Origin of the sequence: Adhaeribacter aerolatus (assembly GCF_007991635.1) — a bacterium.
Classification (GTDB): Bacteria; Bacteroidota; Bacteroidia; order Cytophagales; family Hymenobacteraceae; genus Adhaeribacter; species Adhaeribacter aerolatus.
In genome coordinates this window covers 116,580-140,963 of sequence record NZ_BJYS01000005.1, presented here as the reverse complement: position 1 = coordinate 140,963, position 24,384 = coordinate 116,580, and the positions used below count along the sequence as shown (strand labels likewise).

The 24,384-nt window shown below is 44.8% G+C and carries 18 protein-coding genes; 9 read left to right on the top strand and 9 right to left on the bottom strand.

The genetic code is table 11. From position 1 onward, the window contains the following. Positions 1-87: 87 nt before the first annotated feature. From AAE02nite_RS05350 to coaE, 5 genes are all read left to right on the top strand, one after another. Positions 88-1,122: an isocitrate/isopropylmalate dehydrogenase family protein gene (locus AAE02nite_RS05350; RefSeq protein WP_146895670.1), complete on the top strand. Its 1,035-nt coding sequence runs from the start codon at positions 88-90 to the stop codon at positions 1,120-1,122. Between the two features lie 102 nt (positions 1,123-1,224). After that, positions 1,225-1,755 (top strand): DUF1573 domain-containing protein, encoded by a 531-nt coding sequence (locus AAE02nite_RS05345; protein WP_146895668.1) that lies wholly within the window; start codon positions 1,225-1,227, stop codon positions 1,753-1,755. A 12-nt stretch (positions 1,756-1,767) separates the two neighbouring features. Continuing rightward, a complete protein-coding gene (gene yajC, locus AAE02nite_RS05340) occupies positions 1,768-2,091 on the top strand; it encodes a preprotein translocase subunit YajC (RefSeq protein WP_146895666.1) in 324 nt (107 codons plus the stop codon). Between the two features lie 47 nt (positions 2,092-2,138). Further along, the gene (locus tag AAE02nite_RS05335; RefSeq protein WP_146895664.1) at positions 2,139-3,092 is read left to right on the top strand and encodes a YbbR-like domain-containing protein; all 954 of its coding nucleotides are present in this window, start codon (positions 2,139-2,141) and stop codon (positions 3,090-3,092) included. A 1-nt stretch (position 3,093) separates the two neighbouring features. After that, complete coding sequence (gene coaE, locus AAE02nite_RS05330; RefSeq protein ID WP_146895662.1) at positions 3,094-3,711, top strand: dephospho-CoA kinase; 618 nt, start codon at positions 3,094-3,096, stop codon at positions 3,709-3,711. A 54-nt stretch (positions 3,712-3,765) separates the two neighbouring features. Here the strand turns inward: coaE and AAE02nite_RS05325 are convergent, their stop codons facing one another. Together AAE02nite_RS05325 and AAE02nite_RS05320 are read right to left on the bottom strand one after the other, a co-directional pair. Further along, positions 3,766-5,157, bottom strand: coding sequence for a hypothetical protein (locus tag AAE02nite_RS05325; RefSeq protein WP_146895659.1), 1,392 nt, complete (start codon positions 5,155-5,157; stop codon positions 3,766-3,768). Continuing rightward, positions 5,138-5,737, bottom strand: a complete 600-nt coding sequence (locus AAE02nite_RS05320; protein WP_146895657.1) for an RNA polymerase sigma factor — start codon at positions 5,735-5,737, stop codon at positions 5,138-5,140. Before AAE02nite_RS05320 ends, AAE02nite_RS05325 begins: the two co-directional genes overlap by 20 nt. A 425-nt stretch (positions 5,738-6,162) precedes the next feature. On the opposite strand from AAE02nite_RS05320, the gene AAE02nite_RS05315 reads away from it, so the two are divergent. From AAE02nite_RS05315 to AAE02nite_RS05300, 4 genes are all read left to right on the top strand, one after another. Continuing rightward, on the top strand, positions 6,163-6,789 hold the full coding sequence (locus AAE02nite_RS05315) for a PepSY-like domain-containing protein (RefSeq protein WP_146895655.1): 627 nt from the start codon (positions 6,163-6,165) through the stop codon (positions 6,787-6,789). 912 nt (positions 6,790-7,701) lie between these two features. Then, on the top strand, positions 7,702-10,266 hold the full coding sequence (locus AAE02nite_RS05310) for a PAS domain-containing sensor histidine kinase (RefSeq protein WP_146895653.1): 2,565 nt from the start codon (positions 7,702-7,704) through the stop codon (positions 10,264-10,266). Continuing rightward, positions 10,247-10,630: a response regulator gene (locus AAE02nite_RS05305; RefSeq protein WP_146895650.1), complete on the top strand. Its 384-nt coding sequence runs from the start codon at positions 10,247-10,249 to the stop codon at positions 10,628-10,630. Before AAE02nite_RS05310 ends, AAE02nite_RS05305 begins: the two co-directional genes overlap by 20 nt. Positions 10,631-10,681: 51 nt before the next feature. Further along, a complete protein-coding gene (locus AAE02nite_RS05300) occupies positions 10,682-11,206 on the top strand; it encodes a GAF domain-containing protein (RefSeq protein WP_146895648.1) in 525 nt (174 codons plus the stop codon). 152 nt (positions 11,207-11,358) lie between these two features. Here the strand turns inward: AAE02nite_RS05300 and AAE02nite_RS05295 are convergent, their stop codons facing one another. The 7 genes from AAE02nite_RS05295 to AAE02nite_RS05265 form a co-directional block, all read right to left on the bottom strand. Next, positions 11,359-12,231 carry a polysaccharide deacetylase family protein gene (locus AAE02nite_RS05295; protein WP_146895646.1) on the bottom strand — a complete coding sequence of 291 codons (873 nt, stop codon included), beginning with the start codon at positions 12,229-12,231 and terminating at the stop codon, positions 11,359-11,361. A 114-nt stretch (positions 12,232-12,345) separates the two neighbouring features. After that, positions 12,346-13,674, bottom strand: a complete 1,329-nt coding sequence (locus AAE02nite_RS05290) for a neutral/alkaline non-lysosomal ceramidase N-terminal domain-containing protein (protein ID WP_246150810.1) — start codon at positions 13,672-13,674, stop codon at positions 12,346-12,348. Between the two features lie 124 nt (positions 13,675-13,798). Further along, on the bottom strand, positions 13,799-14,494 hold the full coding sequence (locus tag AAE02nite_RS05285) for a carbohydrate-binding protein (RefSeq protein ID WP_146895642.1): 696 nt from the start codon (positions 14,492-14,494) through the stop codon (positions 13,799-13,801). Positions 14,495-14,543: 49 nt separating this feature from the next. After that, positions 14,544-17,585 (bottom strand): PVC-type heme-binding CxxCH protein, encoded by a 3,042-nt coding sequence (locus AAE02nite_RS05280; protein ID WP_170252519.1) that lies wholly within the window; start codon positions 17,583-17,585, stop codon positions 14,544-14,546. 47 nt (positions 17,586-17,632) lie between these two features. Continuing rightward, positions 17,633-18,946: a neutral/alkaline non-lysosomal ceramidase N-terminal domain-containing protein gene (locus AAE02nite_RS05275; RefSeq protein WP_246150809.1), complete on the bottom strand. Its 1,314-nt coding sequence runs from the start codon at positions 18,944-18,946 to the stop codon at positions 17,633-17,635. A gap of 191 nt (positions 18,947-19,137) precedes the next feature. After that, positions 19,138-20,787 carry a RagB/SusD family nutrient uptake outer membrane protein gene (locus tag AAE02nite_RS05270; RefSeq protein ID WP_146895635.1) on the bottom strand — a complete coding sequence of 550 codons (1,650 nt, stop codon included), beginning with the start codon at positions 20,785-20,787 and terminating at the stop codon, positions 19,138-19,140. Between the two features lie 12 nt (positions 20,788-20,799). Further along, positions 20,800-24,168, bottom strand: a complete 3,369-nt coding sequence (locus AAE02nite_RS05265) for a SusC/RagA family TonB-linked outer membrane protein (RefSeq protein WP_170252518.1) — start codon at positions 24,166-24,168, stop codon at positions 20,800-20,802. Between the last annotated feature and the right edge of the window lie 216 nt (positions 24,169-24,384).

Here is a 24,384-nt window from a genome sequence, read left to right as displayed (position 1 = left end):
AGTATACCAGAAAAAGAAGCAATTTATGATTTTTGTAGCATAAACGCTGATAACCGACAACTAGCAACCAACAACTAAAAATAAAATATGAAACACGTAACGCTGATTCCAGGTGATGGGATAGGGCCGGAAATTACAGAAGCTGTGAAAGCAGTTTTTGAGGCGGCGCAGGTGCCGGTAGTATGGGATGTGCACAACGCCGGTTTAGCCAGTCTGGAAGCCGGTAACGAATTAATACCCGCCTCACTGATAGACTCGCTGAATAAGAACCGGGTAGCTTTAAAAGCGCCAATTACCACACCGGTAGGCAAAGGGTTTAAGAGTATAAATGTGCAGTTGCGCCAGAAGTTTGATTTATACCAGAATATCCGGCCGGCTAAATCTACCGAAGGTATTAAAACCCGCTACGGCAACGTAGACCTGGTACTGTTCCGGGAAAATACCGAGGGTCTGTATTCCGGTTTAGAGATGTACGACGAGCGTTTAGGTATCTCGGATTCAGTAGCCCGCATTACGCACGTTGGCTGCCAGAAAATTTGTGATGCTGCCTTTGAGTATGCCCACAAGCACAACCGCAAAAAAGTAACTATTATTCATAAAGCCAATATTTTAAAAACCGCCGGCAAAATATTGCTCGATGCCGCTGCTAAGTCGGCCGCCCGGTTCCCACACATTAAGCTCGAAGATAAAATCATCGATAACATGTGTATGCAACTGGTAGACCGTCCCGAGCAATTTGATGTGCTGGTAACCACTAACCTGTTCGGCGATATTCTGTCAGATTTATGCTCGGGCTTGGTAGGTGGTTTGGGTGTAGTGGCCGGGGCCAATATTGGCAGGGACATGGCTATTTTTGAGGCGGTACACGGCTCGGCTCCGGATATTGCCGGTAAAGGTATTGCTAACCCTACGGCTATTTTACGGTCGGCCTTAATGCTGCTGCACCACATAGATGAGCATGGCCAGGCCTTTAGAATAGAAGCCGCCCTGGAAAAAACCTTGCTGAACAAAGAGCAATGCACCGGCGATTTGGGCGGGAAAGCCAGCACCATGGAGTTTGCCCAGCACGTGATTGATAATTTAGCGGCTTACGCGCCCGGCGGAATTGCCGTGGAAGCATAAACATATTTTTAGTTTACCGGAAATCTGAATAATTTTAAGCAATCCTACCCGTTTTGGGATTATTAGCTAAATAATAGATTTTAAAACATTATTTTTATAAAGATGAAAAAGAATATAATAATAGCTGCCGCAGCCGCATTATTTTTTGCTACGAGCTGCGACCAGAAAGCCAGTACTGATGCCGGCACAGAGCAAACTGCATCGGCTAATGCTACTTCGGAGGTAGCCCACAATACTGTTCATAACCCTAATACGGCTAATCCGCAGGAAATTACCGCTAACGCCGATGCCCCGGTAATGACGTTTAAAGAAACAGAATACGATTTTGGCAGCATTAAAGACGGTGAAGTGGTAAGGCATACCTTTGTTTTTACCAACACCGGTAAGTCGCCGCTGGTAATCGAAAGTGCTACCTCAACCTGCGGTTGCACGGTGCCCGAAGTGCCAAAAGAGCCGGTTGCTCCGGGTGCGGAGGGGAAATTAGAAGTTGAATTTAACAGTGCCGGTAAAGGCGGGCAGCAGGTGCTGAAAGTAATTAGTGTAAAAGCTAACACCCAACCCGAAATTAACCAGGTTAATATTAAAGTTAATGTTAAACCAAGTCCGGGCGCTAATGGGCCTTTCCGTTCTTAATTTATAAACCAAATGCTTCATCAGATTTTATTACAGGCTCCGGCCGCCGGCAGCAACATATCCTCTTTACTTTTTATAGGAGCTATGGTGCTGGTGTTTTATTTTTTTATGGTGCGCCCCCAGCAAAAAAAGATCCGGGAGCAGAAAAAATTCCGGGAATCTTTATCCAAAGGAGCCAATGTTGTTACGGTTGGCGGCTTGCACGGGAAAGTGGTAGCCGTAGAAGATACCACCGTGGTATTGGAGGTAGATCGGGGTTTGCGCCTGACATTTGAGAAATCAGCGATTGCATCGGAAAAAACGGCTGCAGTTGCGCCCGAGATAACTTCTAAATAATAACCATTGATTTGCCGGCCGAGAAAGCAAAATTTTTTATATTATGGTTGCTAAAACCATTTTATTCAAACGATAAGCAATACTGGAAAGTAGTGCTGCTGTGTTTTATGGCAGCCGCTACCTTCTGGTTTCTCAACGCCCTAAATAAAACCTATACTAATATCCGGACGTCGTATCCCATCCAGTTTGTTTACGACGAAAAGAAGCTTATTCCGTTAAAACCTCTGCCTGAAGAGGTAGATATAAACGTAACCGGTAAAGGCTGGAAAATGCTCCGGAAAAGCCTGATGCTGAATGTTCGGCCAGCCGAAATAATGGTTTATTCTTTGCCCCGGCAGTCCTATTTAACCGGCTCGGCTTTGCGTCCCAGTATTTCGGGCGTACTGGATGGCCTCCAGTTAAATTTTGTTCTGACCGATACCATCCATTTTCGCTTCGATAGGCGTTTGCGCCGTAAAATTCCTTTAGCTGTAGATTCTGCGGCCATCAAAACAGCCGCTAATACCGTAATAGCATCGCCGATTGCCATCACTCCTGATTCAATTGTTTTCGACGGCCCGGCTTCTATGGTGAGCAAATTGCCATCGCCTTTCCAGGTTAAATTACCTATTACCAATATAGACCGGAGTTTCAAGCGGTTTGTTCCTGTGGAATTTGGTAATAGCGATTTGGTAAAGGCTAATGTGCCCGAAGTAGAAGTGTCCTTTGCCGTAAGCCCGCTTATTTGGGAAGAAAAGATGGTTGTTCCCGTGGTGTTAAATGCCCCTGAAGGTGCGCCGTTGCAATTGCAGCCGCCGTTGGTTAGCATCCGGTACGGTTACCGGCAAAGTAATGCCGCCGCCATTACACCGGAGCAATTTGGTCTTACCCTGAACTACGCCAACCTGAACCCGGTCGATTCGACGGTAGCGGTGGAAGTTGCCCGGAAACCAGTACAGGTGCATCAACTCATATTAAAACCGAACCGGGTTAAAATATTACCGGCTTTACCGGCTCTGTAAGATGCTGAAAATAGGAATAACCGGCGGTATCGGTTCGGGTAAAACCATTGTGTGCCGGATTTTTGCGCTGCTGGGCGTACCCATCTACGATTCTGACTTCCGGGCGAAATGGGTGATGCACCACGACCAATGGCTGCGGCAGGAACTGGTAAAGACTTTCGGCGAAAAAGCTTATACCCCCGGCGGCGATCTGGACCGGCCTTACCTGGCCAGCCTGGTATTTAACCAACCCGCTAAACTCGCCTTATTAAACAGCCTGGTGCACCCCCGGGTAAAAGACGATTTCACCAATTGGGTTGCAGCCCACCAAAACTACCCCTATATTTTAAAAGAGGCCGCCCTGATGTACGAAAGCAACGCCTACAAGCAGGTAACGAAAGTAATTACCGTAAGCGCTCCCCTGGAAATACGCATAACGCGGGTGCTACAGCGCGATGCGCACCGCCAGCCGGCCGAGGTACAGGCAATTATAGATAAGCAACTTCCGGAAGAAGAACGACAGCAACGCGCCGACTACATTATTTACAACGACGATCAGCAACCTGTTATTCCGCAGGTGCTGGCCTTGCATCAAAAGCTCCTGGATTTAAACCGGCAGAGCGCTTCTGTTTCTCGCTAAGCAGCAAATAATGGCTATTTAATTAACTTGTTAAAGTTTGCCTGTTTCCTCTCATTATTTTCTCAAGTCGTATTTCACGCCCAGGTTTATACCAAACTTGTGTTCCGGATTGAAATATTCTGGCTGCCGAAAATAAGATTTAAGATAAGGCGTTACCTGCCCAACCAGGCGGCCATACTTATATTGCACGCCTACCCCGTAGCGCAGGCTATTGAAAGCGCTGGTTTTAGGCCGTGCTTCAAACCGGTTATAGCGCTCCTCTCCCTGGAAAGTACTGCGGAACGCCACCAATTGGTTAGCCGATAAATTCAGGCTGGTGCCTCCAGAAAGCATAACAGAGAAATTACTGTTGGTTGGTAAATAGTAGTTCAGGGTAATCGGTAGCCTGATTAAAGAAGTTGTTACTTCAATTTCCCGTATACGGTCGTAGCGCGGAATATGCCGCCGGTATACATCTTCAAATCTTTTGCCGGTAACGCGGTTAAAATCCGGCGGGCCTGCATGTTTTAGCTGTGAATGGGAACCTACGGTAAGGGCTGCGTTCAGGCTGAAACGGTCGTTCCAGAATAGTTCCAGCGCGGGACCGGCGGCAAAGGTTTTTAACCCGTTAAAATCGGTAGTTAAGCCCAAACGTATCTGCATGGCTGCTAATAGATTGCCCCCCGGTTTTTGCTGTTTAGTTGCTTGACTGGTGGTGCCCCCGGCAGAATCCGGCTGTTGCGCTATTATTGCTTTCGCAGCGGGAGAGGCTAGCGTATGAGCGGGTATTTTTACGCTATTACTTAAACTATTGGGGGGGCTTGCAATGCTGGTGTCTGAACTATTTACAGGCGTTTTCTCGGTGTCAGAAAAGCCCGGAAGAGCCGTATTCCTATTGCCCGGTACGTTGGTTTGAGTAATATTTCTTTCCTTCTCCTGTATTAAAATAGGTAAGACTTCTGGTTGGCGGGATGGGGTGTCTATAGCCTTCTCGCTTTTCTGAATACGCTCCGTTTCTGTCGTTTGGGATAAAGGTTGCTCGGCTAAAGCTATTTTCCGGTCGGGCAGGGGCAAAGCGTCTTCCACTGCAACTTCAGGAGTATTTTTGGCGATAGTGAGTATTGGTGGTGCTATCTTTACCGAATCTGTACGGGCAGGCTTCGTTAAAACACTATCCTGGAAAACAGCGGTATTATCTGGGGTTTGTAAATCCTGAGACTGAAGGGTAGCTATTGTTTCATGCAAGTTTTTGTTTTCTTCTTTTTGCTGATAATATAAATAAGAGGTAGTTAGCACGGCCAGGGTGCTTAAGCTACCATAAACCCATCCTTGGTAAGTTTTAAAAAACGTTACGTACCAGGGTTGGGGCAATAAGTTTTTGAAGTTCTGCCAGGCCTGTTCCTGATAGGGTGGCCGCACCGACTCCAGTTTTTTTCTTATATGTTTATCAAACTGTTCGCTGGACATAGTCATCTGGTTTTATAGGAGTAGCTTCGGACAAATTATGCCTAATCCATTCCTGTAATTTTAAACGGGCCTTAGCCAGATTAGAGCGGGAGGTACCTTCGTTAATACCAAGCATCTCCGCTATTTCGGCATGGGAATAGCCATCTACTACATAAAGGGAGAAGGCTGTTCGGTAAGCCGGGGGTAATTTCTGTACCAAGGCCATAATTTCATCGGCCGATAATTTCTGGATAAGTTCATCATCAAACTGAATTTCGGGCGCATCCTGAATATCAATAATCGATATTCTTAAATGATTGCGGCGGTAATAATCAATGCTGGTCCGGACTACAACCGTTCTGAACCAGGCTTCGAAAGGCTGGCTGGGGTCGTAGTAAGGCAATTTGGCTAAAACTTTTAAAAAGCCATCGTTCAGCATTTCTTCGGCTTCTTCGGTATTGGCAGCATAGCGCAGGCAAATACTTTTGGCAAAGCTGTAGTATTGCTCAAAAAGTTGCCGTTGCGCACTTTGCTTCCCTTTCAGGCAGCCGGCGAGTACTTCGGGCAAGTTAAAGGTCTTACTGTTTTTTCTAAAAAACACGCAGGAACAGGCTAAGGTATATGTTCACTATTATCAGGTTAAAATTTCCGGGACAAAACCCAGGTATATTTTGCGCTTGAGTGCCTTGCTATTAACATGTTAGCAGGTGTTTTTATTCCACCATAAAAAAGAAAAACGCTTGCTGCTGCCTTCCCCTATAATAAAAGGTTTTAATATAAAAGCCCCACATCTTATAATACGCTGCCGTCCTACCATTTCGCAGCCTGTAAAAATAAATATTATTGCCAGGCAACGGCGGCTTTCCGGGGCAGCGTAATGTTAGTTAAAGCCCATACCAAAACAACTTAAATATTTAAACCACCTTACTTACACCATATGAATTAACTTTTACCAGTACTGCTGGCCAGCTTACTGCCTGTTTTCAATCTTAGAGTCTTAAAATTTATTTAAAACAAAAAACAACCATGAAGAAAAGATATTTTTTAGCGATCCTTTTAAGTGCATCGATGGCTTTCTACAGCTGCGAAAAAAATGAAGTAGAACCTACTGATGATGCCGCCCTGGTAGAACTGGCCTTACTGGCAACGGCCGATGATGGCAGCGGTACGACCACTTCTACCCCCACTAAAACCAAGAATGGTTGTAACCTGAACCAGGTAGCCGTTACCGATTTACCAAGTGCCGTTACGACTTACATTACTACTAATTACGCGAATGCTACCATCGAGCGGGCTGCTAAAATAGAGGCCGGCGGTTACTTAGTGCACCTGAAAAAAGCCGACGGTACTAACGTGGGTTTAGTATTTGATGCCAGCGGCAGCTTTGTAAGCGAAAAAGCACACCCCAAAAACCATGGAACACCGGTAGCCGTAACCGATTTGCCGGTAACAATAACAAATTATGTAGCGGGCAATTACAGCGGTGCTACCATTGCCAAAGCCATGAAGAATGACAGCGGCAACTATGTGGTGGTGGTGAAAAAATCAGATGCCAGTGTAGTTGGTGTTGCCTTTGCCGCTGATGGAACCTTCACCGGTGAGGTAACGGTAAAAGGTAAAGGCGGTGGCCGGCATGGCAAAAAGCATAAATAAGTGTTAAAAGCAGCCGCTTCATGAAGTGATTATGGTTAGATAAATATAACAAGGGTGCTCTTGGTACCCTCGTTATATTTATTTGCTTCCGCATTTTGGGTTTGGCAGTGGAGAAATAAGACTGGTGTTATACCTGGTTTAAGGTGCTATAGCTGTACTCCTTAAAAAATGCTGTATCGCCCTGTTTGCGAGGCATTAATGTAATACCAGAACTCCTCTGAAAGCTTGGCCGGTGAGCAGGAAAGCCACGCCATACGATGCCATACCAGTCCAGTCCTTATATTTCACTCTGCTTACCGCTTATCCTAAGCAGTTTTAAGTATCAACGCTTCCCTATTCCGCCATAGCTTTTTGTGCCGATAAATATTACTCTAAAATATACCTCTCTGCCAGTTTAAGGCCTGTAGCAGCCAGACGGCTCTTAACAATATTTTTTTGAAAGGGTATTATTTGTTCAGACTAATTTTTGCCTTTTTAAGAAAAGCCTCCGGTACATTTAAGCCTTTCCATTCCATCCTGATTTAACTTGTTTTATAGCAGTCGCCACCAGATTTTAGTTGTGTCGGTAGGTTTTGCCAAGGTACTTCGCTAATTAAAACCACTAAAAGCTTTACTTATGGCGAAATAAAACGGATTTTACTTTCTGTACCCGTATAATTCCAGCGAGACAGCAGGCTTGCTGATTATAGGATAACAGTAGGTCAAATACCTCCTTAGTTCCTCATATAAATTCTATTAGCCAGATATGATTTAATAAATCGGAATTTGTATAAATCTATTAATATATCATAAGAGTAGAGAAGGAATGCTATAATATTATAAATTGGTCAATATTTTGTAAAGCTTAAAATTACCCGGCACTATACTATTTGAAGTAAGGTCTTGGGGGACGAAATATAGCCCATTTATAATATGGAGATAGGATTAAATACGGCTGCTTGGGAAAGGTTTATCCGGGTTTCACCAGATCTGTTTTGCACCTTTGATATAAACGGCATCTTCATCTATGTTAATGAGGCTAGTGCTACTGTTTTAGGTTATAGCCGTGAAACGTTGTGCGGCCGAGCCTATTCGGAATTTCTCTCTCCCGAATACCGGGCAATTATGGAACGCGTATTGCAGGATTTAAAGGAAGGCACGCATCTGGGTAGTTTTGAAAACTGCTTTATTCACCAGAACGGCAAAGTAGTGCCTCTTCTATGGTCGCTGGCCTGGGCGGAAGAAGATAATCTTTATTATGCAACCGGCCGGGAAATAACTGATACCGAGCAAAATATATTAAAGTTAACAAAAAGCGAACAGCAATTTAAATTGCTGTTCGACCTTAATCCGGATTTAATTTTTCATGAAAGCCCGCAAGGGTTGATTACGGAGGCAAACCAGAGCCTTTGTAATTTGTTGGGACTGACCAGTACAGAAGTGGTAAATCGTCCCTTTACCTCATTTCTGTCGCCGGATATGGCTTCTTTAAGTGAGCAGAATTTTAGAGCGGCGCTGCAGGGAAATACTTCCCAATTTGATTTGCAACTGCCTGCCAAAGGGGGAGAACGGAAGGTGTTTGAGATAACCAGATATCCGCTTATGGCAGATGGGCAAGTAATTGGGGTGCAGACCATTGGGAAGGATAGCACACCTTTGAAAACAGCTCTGGAAACCATTGAAGACCAGAGTAATACCCTGGAAACCATCTTTGATAGCATTACGGATGGTTTCTACCTGTTAAGCCGGAACTGGAATTTCCTCTTCATCAACCAGAAAGCCAGCGAATTGTATTTGCCGGATAAAGACAACCTTATTGGGAAAAACATTTGGCAGGCTTTTCCTGCTGAAGTGAACGGCGTTTTTTATAAGCAGTACCATGATGCTTTTGAAACGGGCAAACCGGTACATTTTGAGACTTATTATGCAGGGGGCGACGCCTGGGTAGAGGTAAGAGCCTATCCTTCGGCCGAAGGCTTATTTGTTTACTTTCAGGATATTACGGAGCGGGTGAGGGCCAGGGAGGAGCTTGAAAAACTCTCTTTGGTGGCCAGTCATACTAACAATGGCGTTATTATCACCAATAGTAAGCGTGAGATTGAATGGGTAAATGAGGGTTTTACCAGGCTAACGGGCTATAGCAAGGAGGAGGTTAAAGGCCGGATACCCTCCGAATTTCTGCATAATCCGCGTACAGAAGTAAAAGCATTTGAGGCTGTAAAGCATAAAATGTTAAAAGGAGAACCCATTGCATTTGAAATCCGAAACACCCGCAAAGATGGAGCAGATATCTGGCTTTCAGTTCAGGTAAACCCGATTTTTAACGACCAAGGGATATTAGAAAAATATATTACCATCCAAACCGATATTACTCAGCGGATTAAAAATCAGCAGGAATTGGAAAAGCTCTCGCTGGTGGCCAGTAAAACGAGTAATGGGGTATTAATAGCCGATAAAAATTGGCACATTGAATGGGTTAATAATGGTTTTACCCGGCTCTACGGGTATACCTTGGAGGAAGCCATAGGTAAGAGGCCTTCTGTATTACTGCACAGTTTTAAAACCGATCCAACTGTTTATAAATCATTAGAGGAAAAACTGTTAAGGGGAGAACCCATTTCTTATGAAATACTCAACCTAAAAAAGAATGGGGAAGAAGTGTGGATATCGTTGGAAATAACCGCCATTTTTGATGAAAATGGCGACATAGTGCGCTTTATTGAAGTTGAAACGGATATCACGGCTTTAAAAAATTCGGAGTTAGAACTGTCCACGTTAGCCCAGGACCTTTACCGGCAAAACCGGGACCTCCAGCAGTTTACTTACATTGTTTCGCACAACTTAAGAGCGCCGGTGGCCAATGCCTTGGGAATGGCGCAACTCTTAACCCTAACCGATAAAACCTCCGAGGTTTACGACCTTTCTGTAGCTAATCTGCAGAAAAGCATTCAGCAATTAGATATTGTATTAAAAGACGTAAATGCAATTTTAAGTATCCGGGATAGCCAAGGTAACGTAACGCTGGAAAAGGCAAATATTAAATTAGTTATTCAACAGGCCTTAGCTTCTTTACAGGAACCGCTTCAACAAAGTAACGGCGAAGTGCACATCAACCTGGCAGAAGACCTTGGCGTATGGGCCAACAAAGCCTATTTATACAGTATTTTTTACAATTTACTATCCAACGCCATTAAGTACCGCTCCGAAGCCCGTCCGCTTAAAGTAAAAATTAAGTCTTACGGTAACCTGGAAAAAGGTGTACTCCTTTCCTTCTCCGATAATGGATCGGGCTTCGATTTAGAAAAGGCAAAAAATAATATTTTTAAGTTGTACAAGCGTTTCCATGCGACCAACAATGGGAGGGGCATAGGCTTGTACCTGGTAAAAACCCATTTAGAAGCAATGGGTGGTTATATAGAAGTAAACAGCCAGGTAGGATTAGGTACCAGATTTTTAATTTATTTACCTAATTTACAGCATGAAAATATTCATCATTGATGATGACGAGGTAAGTATTTTCTTTGCCAGACACCTGTTGTTGTTAGAAAATGCCGCGCCGGATATTACTACTTTTCTTTGCGCCGAAGAGGCTTTGCAAACCTTACAGGCCAGTGCGGTGCCCGATTTGCCGGATGCTATATTTTTAGATTTAAATATGCCTATTATGGATGGATGGGAATTTTTAGAGGCCTTGGCTCCTATAGCCCAAAAAATAACTCAAAATTGCCGGATCTTTATTTTAACTTCTTCTCTCGATTATTCCGATATCCTTAAAATAAAAGATTATCCTTTGGTATCCGGCTTTATTCATAAACCTATTAAACAGGAGGATATCCAGATGGTTATTTCTCCGCAGATGTAAAATGGTTGAATGAAAGTAATTATACCGTATAAAAATAGAATAAAATAAAAAATGAAAAATTATTTGGGTAGACCGCATATTCCGGACAACGAGGAAGAAAGGCTCGCAAAGCTGAAAAGCTACTACGTTCTTGATGCTTACGAACAATCCGGAACTTTCCAACATGTGGCCATCATGGCCGCCCGTATATTTGAAGTACCCATGGCATTCGTAAATTTTGTGGATGAACAAAACATCCTGATAAAAGCAAGCGTTGGTTTTAACGAGGTAAGTGAAGTTAAGCGCGAAGTAGGTTTATGCTCGCTGGCTATTCTAAAAGATGAAGTAACTGTATTCGAGAACGCCAAACGGGAACCCCGTTTTTTAACTAACCCGCTGGTACATGGCGAGTTTGGGTTAGAATTTTATGCCGGTGCTCCGCTCAAAACAACCGATGGATTTAACATTGGAGTAATTGCCATTGCGGATAAGAAGCCGCGGGAATTTTCGAAGGATGAAGAACAATTACTGGCCGGTTTAGCTGCCTGTATTATAGATGAACTGGAGGAAAGACAGGCCCTTCTGGCCAGTTGTTGAACCGTACCTCGTGTAACACCAGCAAACAGGCTTTTTCAACCGCACCTTAACTATTGTAACTATCCGGTCGCAAAAAAATATTTGCTCCTACAATGGTGGTAAAGTAGCCCTTATCTAACCTGATTAATTAACCCATTTGGGTTGCGAACATCCTAATTGGAAGCTTTACTTTTTTGTTGCTGCACATATTTGCCAACGGTTCCAACAGGGGCAAGCCATATACCATTTGCTGGATTCTGAGCATAAACCATTAGTTTACGGAGCATGGACAGGCGTGTGGTTTGTGAGCCGGATTCTCCCATTTCATGGCCGGCCAGCACCACCCATTTACCGGTTTTTTTTGCCTCTTCCAGCAATGGCAATATCTGCTCAAAGTCTTTGCCATCCATTTCGATGCCGGTTAATTGAGCCATATCACAAAAGGTCGGATCGTTTGGCCCCTCATCCAGCCAGCCGCGACCAGAAGAGAACAATTTGGCCACTACCGGAATATAGCTTTTGGTATTCACGCCCCGCCCTACAAAGGTTTGACCACAAGGATAAGCAAAGACTTCCGGTTTTACACCCAGCAATTGTTGAAGTCGTTTATTGGCTTCTGTTAACTCCGAATCCATCTTTTCTAACGTATAATCCTCCAGGGCTTTTTGTCTTGACCAAGGAAAGTTACCTGTACAAGGATGGTTAAGAGAATGATTTCCCATTTCATGACCGCTGGCAACAGCCTTCTTCCATCCGGGTAGGCGCTGTTCCACCGTAGAAGGTACCAGATAAAAGGTAGCCTTTACATTATATTCATCCAATACTGCGGTACCTTTATCTACCTGGCTCGGGCGGGCATCATCAAAACTGAGGCTAACTGCCACTTGCTTTCCTTTTGGCCAGGAAAAAGTAGGCGCATTAGTCTGAGCGAAAGTAAACGATCCCGCCTGTATGAACAGGGTAAGTAGAAAGATTCGGAGGGGAATAGAATGAATCTTTATAAAAGAAGGTAAATAGAGAAATATTGATTGTTTCGTTTCCATCATAATTAAATCAGCGTTAAGATATTGAGCTTAGTATTAAAACATTAACCTCCTGGGCTACTTATTTCCCAAAAAGCTTTAATGACCAATATTTTGTGTAGCGTATAAGGAGCTAATTTAATTTTTCTTTCTTTTCAGAATTCGAAAGCGGTTTGATTTCTGGTCGCGCATTTCGCCTTGCATGTAATTGACCACTGATTCTGTCAGTTGCTTGGCAGCCTGAGGGGTAAAAGGAGAAACCCTTTCTACCTCGTACCCACCATATTCCCACTCTGCCTCCGTAGGCAGGTACCCTAGCCAGCCATTACTGTAGCCAAAATAGAAGGTATAAGGGAAAGAAGAACGATCACGCACCTCATTCGATACCTCGCAGAATAATTCCAGCGGCGCACTCCATATTGCCACTTCTTCATTAATCTTCAGAAAACGGATAGGAAGCAGCACCATGTTGGTCCCTTCTTTGTTGGTGTTGGTATAGCTACCTAAGTCCGAGGGCCAACCAAGGCCCGGTTTTCTGGGCGTTTCTACGGTTAAGGCTCCCGCCCGAAGTTTAACTTCGTCATTCATGTTGGTAATCTTTTGATTAGCCTCCAGAATACGGTTTCCCAGTAATACTTTGAATTGGGATAAATGGCCCGCTTGCGGACTAGGGTACACGCTGTAAATGGGAGCCAGATTACCCGCCGCCCCATTAATAAAGAGCACAGGTGCGCCAACCTTTTGTTCCACATACTCCGATACAATGCCGGGCGCATCGCCGCTGATTACTAAGCTAGTGCCCCCTAACACCGTCCCATGAATGGGATAGTTGGCAATCAGGGCCAGCGGGCTGCCATCCGCTTTTTCCAGGCGCAAAAGCCCAATGCGGCGATCAACAGGACCATCCGGGTTTAAGCCCAAAGAGGCTTTTCCTTCCACGTCAATGGCCCGGCGGTTGATATTGGCTTGAGAGAATCCCCAACCTACCCCAAGGCGGGCGGGCGCTAGTTTCTGACGGGCTTCCCTGACGCCATCAATTAATTTCTGTTCTGCCATGGCCGTATATTTCGCATCCACTACATGCTGCACGCGATCGCCTAAGTAAATACCATACATACCGGGAGGGCCAATTTCCGGTGCCGAGTGGGTATGGGTTACCGTCCACCAAACATTTACCGGTTTAATGCCCATCTGCTTTTTAAGTTGGGCCACCACGCGGTCATACTCGGATGGTGAGAAAAGACAAATGTCGGAAGAGATTAAAAAAAATTGGGTAGAGCCATCATCCAGGGCCACAATCTTGTGAAAAATCCGATCGTGCACACCCGTTGATTTTCGGGCGCCGTAACCCAGTAAATTTTGGAAATCATCCGGCGTAATATCGATCTTCACCACTGCCGCCCGGAATTCAGCCCCACTCACACTATTTGAACTTAAAGAGCAAAGCACAAATAAAAGCCATAACATTAATGAAGGTACTGGCATTATTTGCCAAAAGCGGCGGAGTGTGGTTGGTTTGGGATTAAACATCAGGTTCAAGGCTTTAGGGTGAGTGGTGAGCATTCAATAATTTAAATTGCAGTAGGATAGATTAAGGATTAGTAGGCTTAGCCGGCACCAGCTTTATTTCCCTTAAATCCAGAATAGCTCCTGTATCGAACTTAGAATTTGGTTTAAAAACCATTTTCTGTCGTCCGGAGCGCAGTTTCAGATGGCCAATTTTTACCGTTTTAAAATCCTCCCAGGAACCGGAAGGTTCTACTGTTCCGGTTAAAGTCTGATCGCCGACCTTAAAAACAAAGGGCTTACCGGCCTCCTGATCGGACACCGACCACTCCAAGTACACGTCGTAGCTACCTTTCTTTACCTGCACTTCCCATTCTACCTGATCATCGGCGGTGAACCAGCCGTATGCTTTCCATTCCGGCATGTATTTAATTTTTGGTCCAAGGCCCCGACCCTTCTCCGCCAGTAGGCGGAGCGTCCCATCCTTTTCTGGCACCACTAATTCAGGTTCCGGCGAATCTGTTGTTTTAAGTTCTATTTTCTTTATTCCATACCCAGGCCGGTATATTAACACATTGCCAATAACCGCTTCCCAGGTAGTTGACTGCTCGGTAGCTAATGTTGAAGTTTGTTTATCTTGGGGGTAACTAAAAACCCGGGAGGGAAAAAGCTGGCTTAATAAAAAGGTAAGTACAAAAAAAGCTAGCTGCCTTTTGTATAAAAAGAAGCTGGCAGCCCATTTCTTATCCTTCTGACTGTCTTTACTGAAGATTATGGTCATACTATTATTATAACTAAGGTGCTTTGGTACTAGAATTTGATATTATAGCCTACTCTCCCTGCCGCAGGAAAGCCAGGAGATCCGCCATTTGCTGCTTATCCATCTGCTTTTCCAGACCGGAAGGCATTGCGGATAATCCCAAAGCTTTCAAAGATTTAATATCCTGACGGGCAATGGTAGTGACTTGACCGTTGGCATTCCGCAGGGTCAGCGCCGTTGGAGTTTCGGTTGCTATTATTCCCTGCACTGACTCTCCATTGTTAAGCGTCACATCCCATAAATCATATCCATCCGAAATCGATTGGTTCGGATCCAAAACATTGGTCATAATACCTTCGGGAAGCCAGTTATGAACTGTTCCCAGGTCAGGGCCAAATTCTACCCCCATGGTGCCTCTTATCTGATGACAAACTGCGCAATTCTTTTGGTACACCGTTTTCCCATTTACCTTATTCCCTTTCATATCAAGAACGGTTTGATACTCCTGGATAACCTCATTCGGCTTCTGCTCTTTGTTGGCCAGTAAGGCCCGGGCCCGGTTCCGGAGTTTATCATCGCTCTGAGCCATGAGCCGTACCTGTCGCGGCCAGCTTATACTAGCCGGCTGAATATTTCCTTTTTCCAGGGCATCGAGCAGTAAGGCAATCCGTTCCGGACGCGACATAAAGGTGCTGATAGCCGCATCCCTGATTTCCGGGGTAAGAGCGGACCATTGCTCCAATATATAGATACTCACTGTTTGGTCGGGTATGGCACTAAGTGTTCTTAATGCTGCCAACTGAACTGGTAAGGGCTCCCGTGGTGTCATTAAACTCTGTAGGAATTCCGCATAAGGTTTTGGATTCTGCAGGCCGAGGAAATCAATGGCTGCGGCTCTTTGGGATTCTTGTAAACTGGTATTGCCGGCCATTTGGCGAGCCTGCTTCATAGCGGCCTGGGTTTTTGCATCCTCCGGTAAGCCAATTACCTGCAAAATATGCAGCGCACTTTCGCGTACCGGAACCTCCGGATGCGTAAAACAAGTGCGGACCAATAAACTTTGCGTAGCCGCCAGTTCTCCCGGTACTAATTTTTTATTTTTTAGGCCCTGGGCTAAGCCTTCCAGTACCGGTGCTTGCCAGGCCCCCGTCTTTCCCGGAACCGGCTTTACCGCTTTTTGCAGCAGTTGGTGAATAACCTGCTCATCCGAACTGTTGCCGATCATGGCGCTTAAACGCTTCACCAGGGAAGCATAGGCCGGCACGTCTGACTTATACTGGGCCAGTACTGCCGTTAATAAGGTGCCTTTCTGAGCGGAAGGTGCAGATAGGGCTGCCACCTGCACCCACTCATCGGTTACATCTTTAAACAAGAGTTGCTGCCGAACCTGCGCGGCTTGAGGTGTATCGATAAAACCCAAGGTGCAAAGTAATTGATATCTTACCTTAGGGTCAGAATCCTGTGCCAAGGAGAGTAAAGTTTCAGCCAACTCAGGAGAAGTTTTTAAATGTCGTTCGGCCAGTTTAATAGCGTTGGTCCGAATACCCGCCTCCGGGTCACGTAAAACCTGGGCGATCAAGGAGGGGTTTAATTTATTCAGGCCTTCCAGGGTCCAGAGCGCATGCAGGCGCCCGAGGGATGATGTTTGATTTTGCGCCATTTGGACCAAGGCTGGTACGGCAGCGGTAGCCTGCCGGTCAATCAATAATCTTTGGGCGTTGCGCCGCCACCAGCTATTATTATCGGCTAACTTTTCAATCAGTTGCTTATCCGTTGCTTTTCCTAATGTCAACCCCTTCATCCAGGTAGCTGGTGCGGCATTTGTAGCACTTATGCGGTAGATGCGTCCCTTATCGGTGCCGTTGTAGAGAGCCCCGGACTTTACTACGTCTTCTGCCATCCACTCCGGGTGCTCAATAATCTGGCGGTAATAATCGACTACATACAAGGCCCCATCCGGGCCAATATACATGTTGACCGGGCGGAACCACGCATCGGTAGAAGCTAAAAATTCTTTATTTGGTCGTAGTCGGCTGGCCGTAAAGCTGGCGCCTTTGTCCTGTAGCCGGTCCACATGAATCAGATTACTCACCGGCTCGGCCACAAAAGTAACCCCGCTGTTAAACTCTTGGGGAAAGGCGCCCCCGGAATAAGCAGTGATGCCACAGGCAGAAGTTATGACACCTGGATCTGTTAACAGTTGGCTTTCCGGATTAGTCGTAATTGGGAATACCTCCGCCGCATTCTCGTGGTCCGACAGCGATTGGGTGGCATTAGCTACCAGCAAATCCGGGTTACGGTTTAAATAAGGTGCCGCTATTACCTCCTGAAAAATATGATTAGCATTGGAAACCAGGAAGTAATTACCCCAGGCATCGAAGGTATGTCCAAACTGGGTCTTACTCGATACAATTTCGAGTGTTTGGTGGTCGGGTTGAAAGCGGACACTGCGTCCACTGGCATTATTGGGGAGTCGTGGACCATCCGGTAAATCGGGATAAATAATATCCTTTCCGGGGTCACCGAACTCTTTTTGATACATTTTAGTGGTCACCGCCGATTCATGGCCAATATAAATCCAATTATCAAGCCCCAGCAGCGGATTATTGAGGTTATGTTGGGGGTTCGAGACGGCAAAGCCGGTAAGCACAATATTTTTAACATCAGCTTGTCCATCACCATTGTTATCTTCCAGATAAAGTACATTCGGCGGGTCGGTTACTAATATTCCTTTTTTCCACCGCATGATGCCGGTTGGCAGCATCAGGCCTTCCGCGAAAGTAGTGCTTTGGTCCATTCGCCCATCGCCGTTGGTATCCCGCAGAAGCTTTACTTTACCAGTACCACTTTTATCAAGCGGATAGCCGTGCATTTCCACCACGTACATGTTGCCGTTTTCATCTATCTCCATGGCTACCGGGTCTGCCACTAAGGGCTCAGCCGCTACTAGCTCAATCTTAAATCCAGGTTCTATTTCAAAAGTAGAGAGGGCATTTTCTGCCGATTCGCTGGAATGGGTTCCGGCATTTTTTTGGCAACTGAATGTGATGGCTAATAAAGAAAACACCAACAAATGAAACCAGTGAAATTGACGTAAATAATAGTATTTCATTTTCATTTTTTTTAACATCGGATATAAGGAGGTAGTCGAAAATATGGCTATTCAACTTTCCTAGCATTATTGTAATTACTGCGCATTTCTCCCTGAATATAATTAACAACTGCCTCCGTAAGGGTTTTGGCCGCGCCAGGGGCATAAGGCGAAACCGTAGGTTCATAGCCACCATATTTTAATTCTTCTTCTGTCAGCAGATAACCCAACCAGCCATTGGTATACCCAAAATAGAAGGTATAAGGAAAAGGAGAATGGTCGCGTATTTCATTGGAGATTTCGCAGAATAATTCCAGCGGCGCACTCCAGATGGCAACATCCTGATTAATCTTTAAAAAGCGGATCGGGAGCCGTACCAGGTTCACACCAGTTTTAGTTGTGCGGGTGTAGTTACCTAAATCTTCCGGCCATTTTAATCCGTCTTTTCGGGGTGTTTCTACAATCGTGCCGCCCGTTTTGAGGGTAACTTCATTGGTAGTGGCTGTTATGCTTTTATTAGCGTCCAGAATTTTATCGCCTAATAAAACCTTGAAATGGTCCAAATGTCCGGCCCTGGGACTTGGATACACACTATAAATCGGGGCAATATCTCCGGCCGCCCCGTTAATAAAAAGCAGCGGAACTCCGGTTTTTTGTTCGACGTATTCCGAAACAACGCCGGGCGCATCGCCACTAATCTTCAAATTTTCGCCACTCATTACCGTACCATGGATGGCATAGTTGGCAATCAAAGCCAGCAGGCTGCCGTTTTCTTTCTCTAAACGAAGCATCCCAATCCGGCGGTCCACCGGGCCGTCCGGGTTCATGCCGAGCGTAGTTTTGCCGTTCTCGTCCCGCGCACGCCGATTAATGTTGGCATTTGCATGGCCCCAACCTACTCCCAGGCGGGCTGGAGCCAGATTTTTCCGGGCGGTCACAATCCCATCGATTAATTTTTGTTCAACCAGATCGGTATACTTTGCATCAAAGTCATGTCTATAACGATCTCCCAGAAAAACAGCGGGTAACCCGGCCGGCCCCACCTCAGGGGCGGAATGGGTATGAGTGGCTGTCCACCACAGGTTCATAGGGTCGATTTTATATTGGCTTTTTAACCTGGCGGCCAGCTTATCATACTGGGAAGGTGAGACCAGGCATATATCCGTGGATATAATAAAGAACTGGGTTTTACCATCATCCATTGCCACAATCCGGTGGTAAATTTTATCGTTCACCCCATTGGACTGGCGGGCCTGGTAGCCCAGCAACATTTGCGGGTTTTCCGGGGTTATATCCACCTTAACTACTGCCGCCCGAAAGCCTTGCCCTGCTAAATCTTTGGGCAGGGCAAAAGATATAAGGAACGTAATAAAAAGAAACACACTTGGTTTATATAAAATATTATACCTGCAGTTTCCTTTTTTCTTCTTTTGAAGGTTCATAATTTTTCTATTTTGGCAGTAACACCTCTTCTGTTCCGGTACATCCAGCTATCTACATTCTTTTCCGATGATACTTTTAATAATATAAAAAAATAGTAAAGTATCACCGGTTACTATAGACATTAGGTCGGTTAATAATTCGGGTTCTGGGTTAGATTTTTATTCCGGTCTAGGGCTGCCTGGGGAATTGGGAAAAGATAATTCTTGTTGGCATAAAATGTTCTGGCTCCCTCTGCCGCTGGTATCACTTTATATACCAATTTACCATTCTGCATCTCAATCAGCATGGCATGTAAAGTGCCGTTCAGATTTTTTTCCGCCAGCTTTAACCGCATTAAATCTGACAAGCGTTTTTCTTCAAAAGCAAGTTCCACCCGGCGTTCCCGGTGTATCGCTACCCGCATTTGCTCCTGGCTTAACCCTTCCTTTAGAGGAGGCAATTCAGACCGTTCCCTTACTTCGTTAACTGCCGCGTAAACAGAAGGATCCGGACCAACTGCCTCATTCTGGGCTTCGGCATAGCTAAGCAATACTTCCGCGTACCGGAAAATGATAAAATTAGCGCTACTCTGCAGGTGATTGCCATTAATAGCAAATTTTGGATTTAAACCCTTAAGCAAATAATAGCCGGTATTGGTAGCTTCGTTCAGGTTACTTAAATCTGTTTCATTTCTGCTGCCTACGCCATGCCTGATGACTATTTCAGCGCCTGCCCACGTAGCTCCATCATATACAATGGATTGATAAAACCGCTTTTCCCTATTTACATAAGGATTTTGCGGATCATAACCGGAGGCGGGATCGGTAATGGGGAGCCCGTTAGACATGGCATATTCATCCACCAGCTCCTGCGTAGGATCCACGCCACCATACGCACGTTGCACCCCGCCAACAATCCAGGTACCCTGTAAGCCTTCCCTGCTACTACCCAGACTGGTGCCACCTAAATATTTTTTAGCAAATATGGTTTCTATATTATCATTGTTATCCTCCAAAAACTGAGTGCCATAATCCGGGAATAAGTCGTAGGCCTTTAAGTCCATCACTTGCTTATTGGTGGCAGCAGCTAAGGCCCATTTGCTTTTGTCATTTGCAGGATTTTTTAATGGACTGGCATTAAACAATTCACACCAGCCTTTTAAAGTGAGGGCAGCTCCCCGGGTAGCTCTTCCGGCTTCTGCCTTAATGGGTAAATCGGCCGCTATAGCCGCACATTCATCCGTAATAAATTTGAAGGTTTCTGCATCCGTATTTCGGGGCCGAAACATCTCCTCTCCCTGGTCCTGGCTTAAAACATCTGTAATAATCGGAACACCGCCATAACGAGTCCAGAGTAATTGATAATAATAGGCTCTTAAAAACCGGGCTTCGCCCAATCTTTGTTTTTTCCAGGATTCGTCGAGCGAAGAAGCGGTTACTTTTTGAATAAATAAATTTGCGGCTCTAATATTATTATATAGATTCCACAAACTGGGCGCATTGCTGGCGGTATATACCGAGTTGGCATAGAGCACCCGGCTCACTTGCCCATTCACGCCATTCATGGCATTATCGGTAAAGTTTTCGGTAGGGTCGAAAGTGTTGAATGGGCCCGGTATTCCCGCATAAATATTGTTTAAAAACAGATCGGCGGTTCCGGTACTTTCATATATCGCGTCAGCGGTAACCTGGTCTTTGGGTTCTACTTCTAAAAATTTCTCACAAGAAATTAACCCGGTAACCAACAGTAGCAACAGAATCTTTTTAACCAGATTATTATTTAGGTTTATAGTGGCTTTCATATTGTAAATTTCTTAAAAAGTGATATTAACGCCTGTTGAAATGACCCGCTGCTGCGGATAAAGGTTCGAATAAGGAGCAGTACTTTCCGGATCAAAATTGTTTAACTTAGACCAGGTAATAACATTTTGCCCGGAAATAAAGACTCTGGCATTTTGCATCTTAACCTTATTCGAAAGGAAAGTAGGAATGGTATAGCCGAGCGTAGCCGTTTTCAATCTTAAATAACCGCCATCTTTCATCCAAAAAGAGGATCTTTGGGTATTGTTCGTGGTTGGCCCGGAAGTAATCCGCGGATTTTTGGCATTCGGATTTTCAGGTGTCCAGTAGTTCATATTTTCTACGAGTGCGGACATGCCATTATGAAAAGCCCATGCATTTTGCCTGTCTAAATAAAGGTCGGCTTGCGCTGCCCCCTGAAAGAACAGCTCCAATATTAATCCTTTAAAACGAACAGAAGGAGATAGACCGTAGATGATCTGAGGTATTACCGGGTGGCCAATGGTAGTTTGATCGTCATCGTTAATCTTGCCATCGCCGTTTAAATCCGCATACCTAATATCGCCTGGTTGTACCTTGCCCCACGGCTGGACAGCTATTCCTTCTTTTAATTTACCATCAGCGTTAAAATCGGCTATTTGGAAAAAACCCAGGTCCTGGAAGCCGAATTGTGTTCCCAGCGGTTTTCCGGTTACTCTTCTGTTTGGATTATTAAAGGTGGTTGAAGTTTCAAAAACCTTTAGCAAGGTATTTTTGGCGTAAGTAATATTCCCACTAAGAGATACCTGTAAATCATTATTGATATTATAAGAGGAACCAAGCGCAATATCAATTCCCTTATTCTCCATAATACCTGCATTTACCTGGCTCAATCCTATGCCGTACTCCAGCGGCGTAATTACATCTGGATTCATTAGCATGTTGGAACGCTTTTCGTAGAAATAATCGGCTTCGATGTTGAACAATCCTTTCAAAAAAGTTGCCTCGAAGCCTAAGTCACTTTTCTTAGCTCTTTCCCAGGTAATATTGGGATTGTTTTCGTTGCGTTCACTTACTGCCTGTACCGCCTGTCCGCCCAGCACATAAGCTGGCCCGAAGGCATTAAAGGTGCTTAAATATTGGAAGGGTGCTCCGGCCAGGGCACCGACTTCCCCGTAAGACCCTCTGATCTTCAGATTATCAAGCCATCCTATTCCTTTCATGAAATTTTCCTCAGACAAACGCCAGCCCATGGAGAAAGCCGGAAAAAAACCAAACCGATGACCAGGAGCAAAATAATAGCTGCCATCGTATCTGCCGCTAGCCTCCAATAAATATTTGTCCGCAAAGTCGTAGGTTACCCGATATACCAAGCCAACTTGTCTGGCATCGTTAGATGTGCCACTGGTAGTCATATCCGCATTGCTGGAGCTTCCCAGGCTAATTTCATCAATATTCAGGTTGTAATTTCTTCTGGAAGCTGCCAGACTCATGAAATTATTGTCTTTTGCCTCGAAGAGCGCTAAAGCACCCAAATGGTTTTTGCCAAACTCTTTAACATAACTCAACGACCCTTGATAAGTAAGCTGGTAGGCCTGGCTGAAACTTTCATTTAAAGAGGATTTCGTTTGTTCAAATATTCCATCGGTAATTACATAAGGGGTTACTTTGGTATTGATAGTGCCTTTGTGCGTAGGAACCCGCCAGAGTTTATTCATGATGATGGTTGGATCATAAGCAACTGTGAACTTCGCCTTTAACCCTTTGATAAAAGGTAACTCCTGATCAATGGATAACTGGGTATACAAAGCAGTTGTATTTATCTTATTGTATCCATCATTATCGAGGCTGGCCGTTATATAGGAGCCGGGTATACCATTACTAAAATATAGCGGGCCGTTCTGGGTATGGGTGTATCCAATTAATTCAAAAAGACGTCCGGTGGTTATGGATGGATAAGATGAATATTGAGATCTTCCATTTACTCCCAAGGAAAAATTGGTGGTTTTGGTTACCTGCGCACTCATGTTAAGCGCCAGATTGTATCTTTTGTCATTGGTAGACGGCCACATGCCTTCCTGATACTGATATCCTAAACTGCCATAGTATTTTACTTTTTCAGTTCCGCCGGAAACCTCAACATTATGATTGGTCAGGATGGCATTCTTCGTAATTAAATCCCGTTCTACATTCGGGTCCGGATAAGCGTCCGGATCGGAACCGTCTCTTAACTTTTGGAGGGCCTCATCGGAATATGGTAGGGGTAGATTAGCATTCTTGGCGGCAGCATTTTGTAATAAGCCAAATTGATAGCCACTGACATACTGCGGGAATACCGTTGGATTTTGGAAGCCCACATAGCCGTTATAGGTAACGGAAGGGTCTCCTGTTTTACCACTCTTAGTTGTTACTAGAATTACGCCATTAGCTCCGGCAACGCCATAAGGCGCTACCGCCGCCGCATCTTTCAAAACAGTAAACGTTTCAATGGTATTGGGGTCAAGCTGTTTAAAATCCCGTGGAATTCCATCTACTATTAATAAAGGTTGATTTCCACCCGTTGAGGAAATTCCTCTTACATAAATATTAGATACATCATTGCCTGGTTCACCATTGTTTTGCCTAACAATTACGCCCGCAACCCTACCGCCTAAACTATTGCTTAAATTAGAAACAGGCGTAGAAGCTATTTCTTTCCCTTTTAAAGTAGAAACGGCTGCTGTTACCGAGGTTTTCTTTTGAGTACCATAACCCACCACTACTACTTCTTCCAGCGCTTTGGCATCTGCGGCCATCGTCACGTTAAGCGTGGTAGCATTACCTATTACTACTTCCTTGGCTAAATAACCAATATAGGAGAAAACCAAGGTGCCGCCATTATCCGGTACTTCCAGGGCATAATTTCCGACTGCATCCGTGCTGGTGCCGGAAGTGGTACCTTTTAACACTACTGTCACCCCAATTAAGGGTTCACCCGCTTCTGAAGTTACTTTCCCGGTAATATTTTTAACCACCAAGGTTTTAGCTTCTTTTACAACTGTATTTAACACCGGGGTAAAAGCCTCCGTATTACTAGTAGTTTTGTCTTTCGATGCATTCCGCAAGATTATATAAGAACCATCCTTTGCTTTTTTATAATCAAGCCCAACTGGTTGCACTACCGATTTTAGATTTGCTTCCAGGGAGTTTTTTAAATTCACCGCATCATCAGGCACTTTATAATCTTTCACCAATTTGTCAGAAAATAAAATATCTACCTTATAGTAGTTTCTAAGTCTGGTTAAAACATCTTTAACACTAACACTTTGGTAGGAAGATGGCTTCTCCTGGTTATATTGGGGCTGGGGCTTATAGGCTACCACCTGGGCTTGGAGTTGCCAGGTCGATAGTAATGCTATCAGCATTCCGCATGAGCTAAATTTGTAAACTATTTTTTTCATTTGACGGTGGAATTAATAGATTATAATAATCAAATAAGAGGCCTTTAAAGATGCAAGAAGGCGGCGATAACAGGCAATAAATTCAGGCAGAGCGATCCCAGGCCATATACAGATGGCTTTTAAAAGTGATAAATCTGATTGGAATTTTATGGAAGGTTGTTAAACAGCAGTTACCTGTTA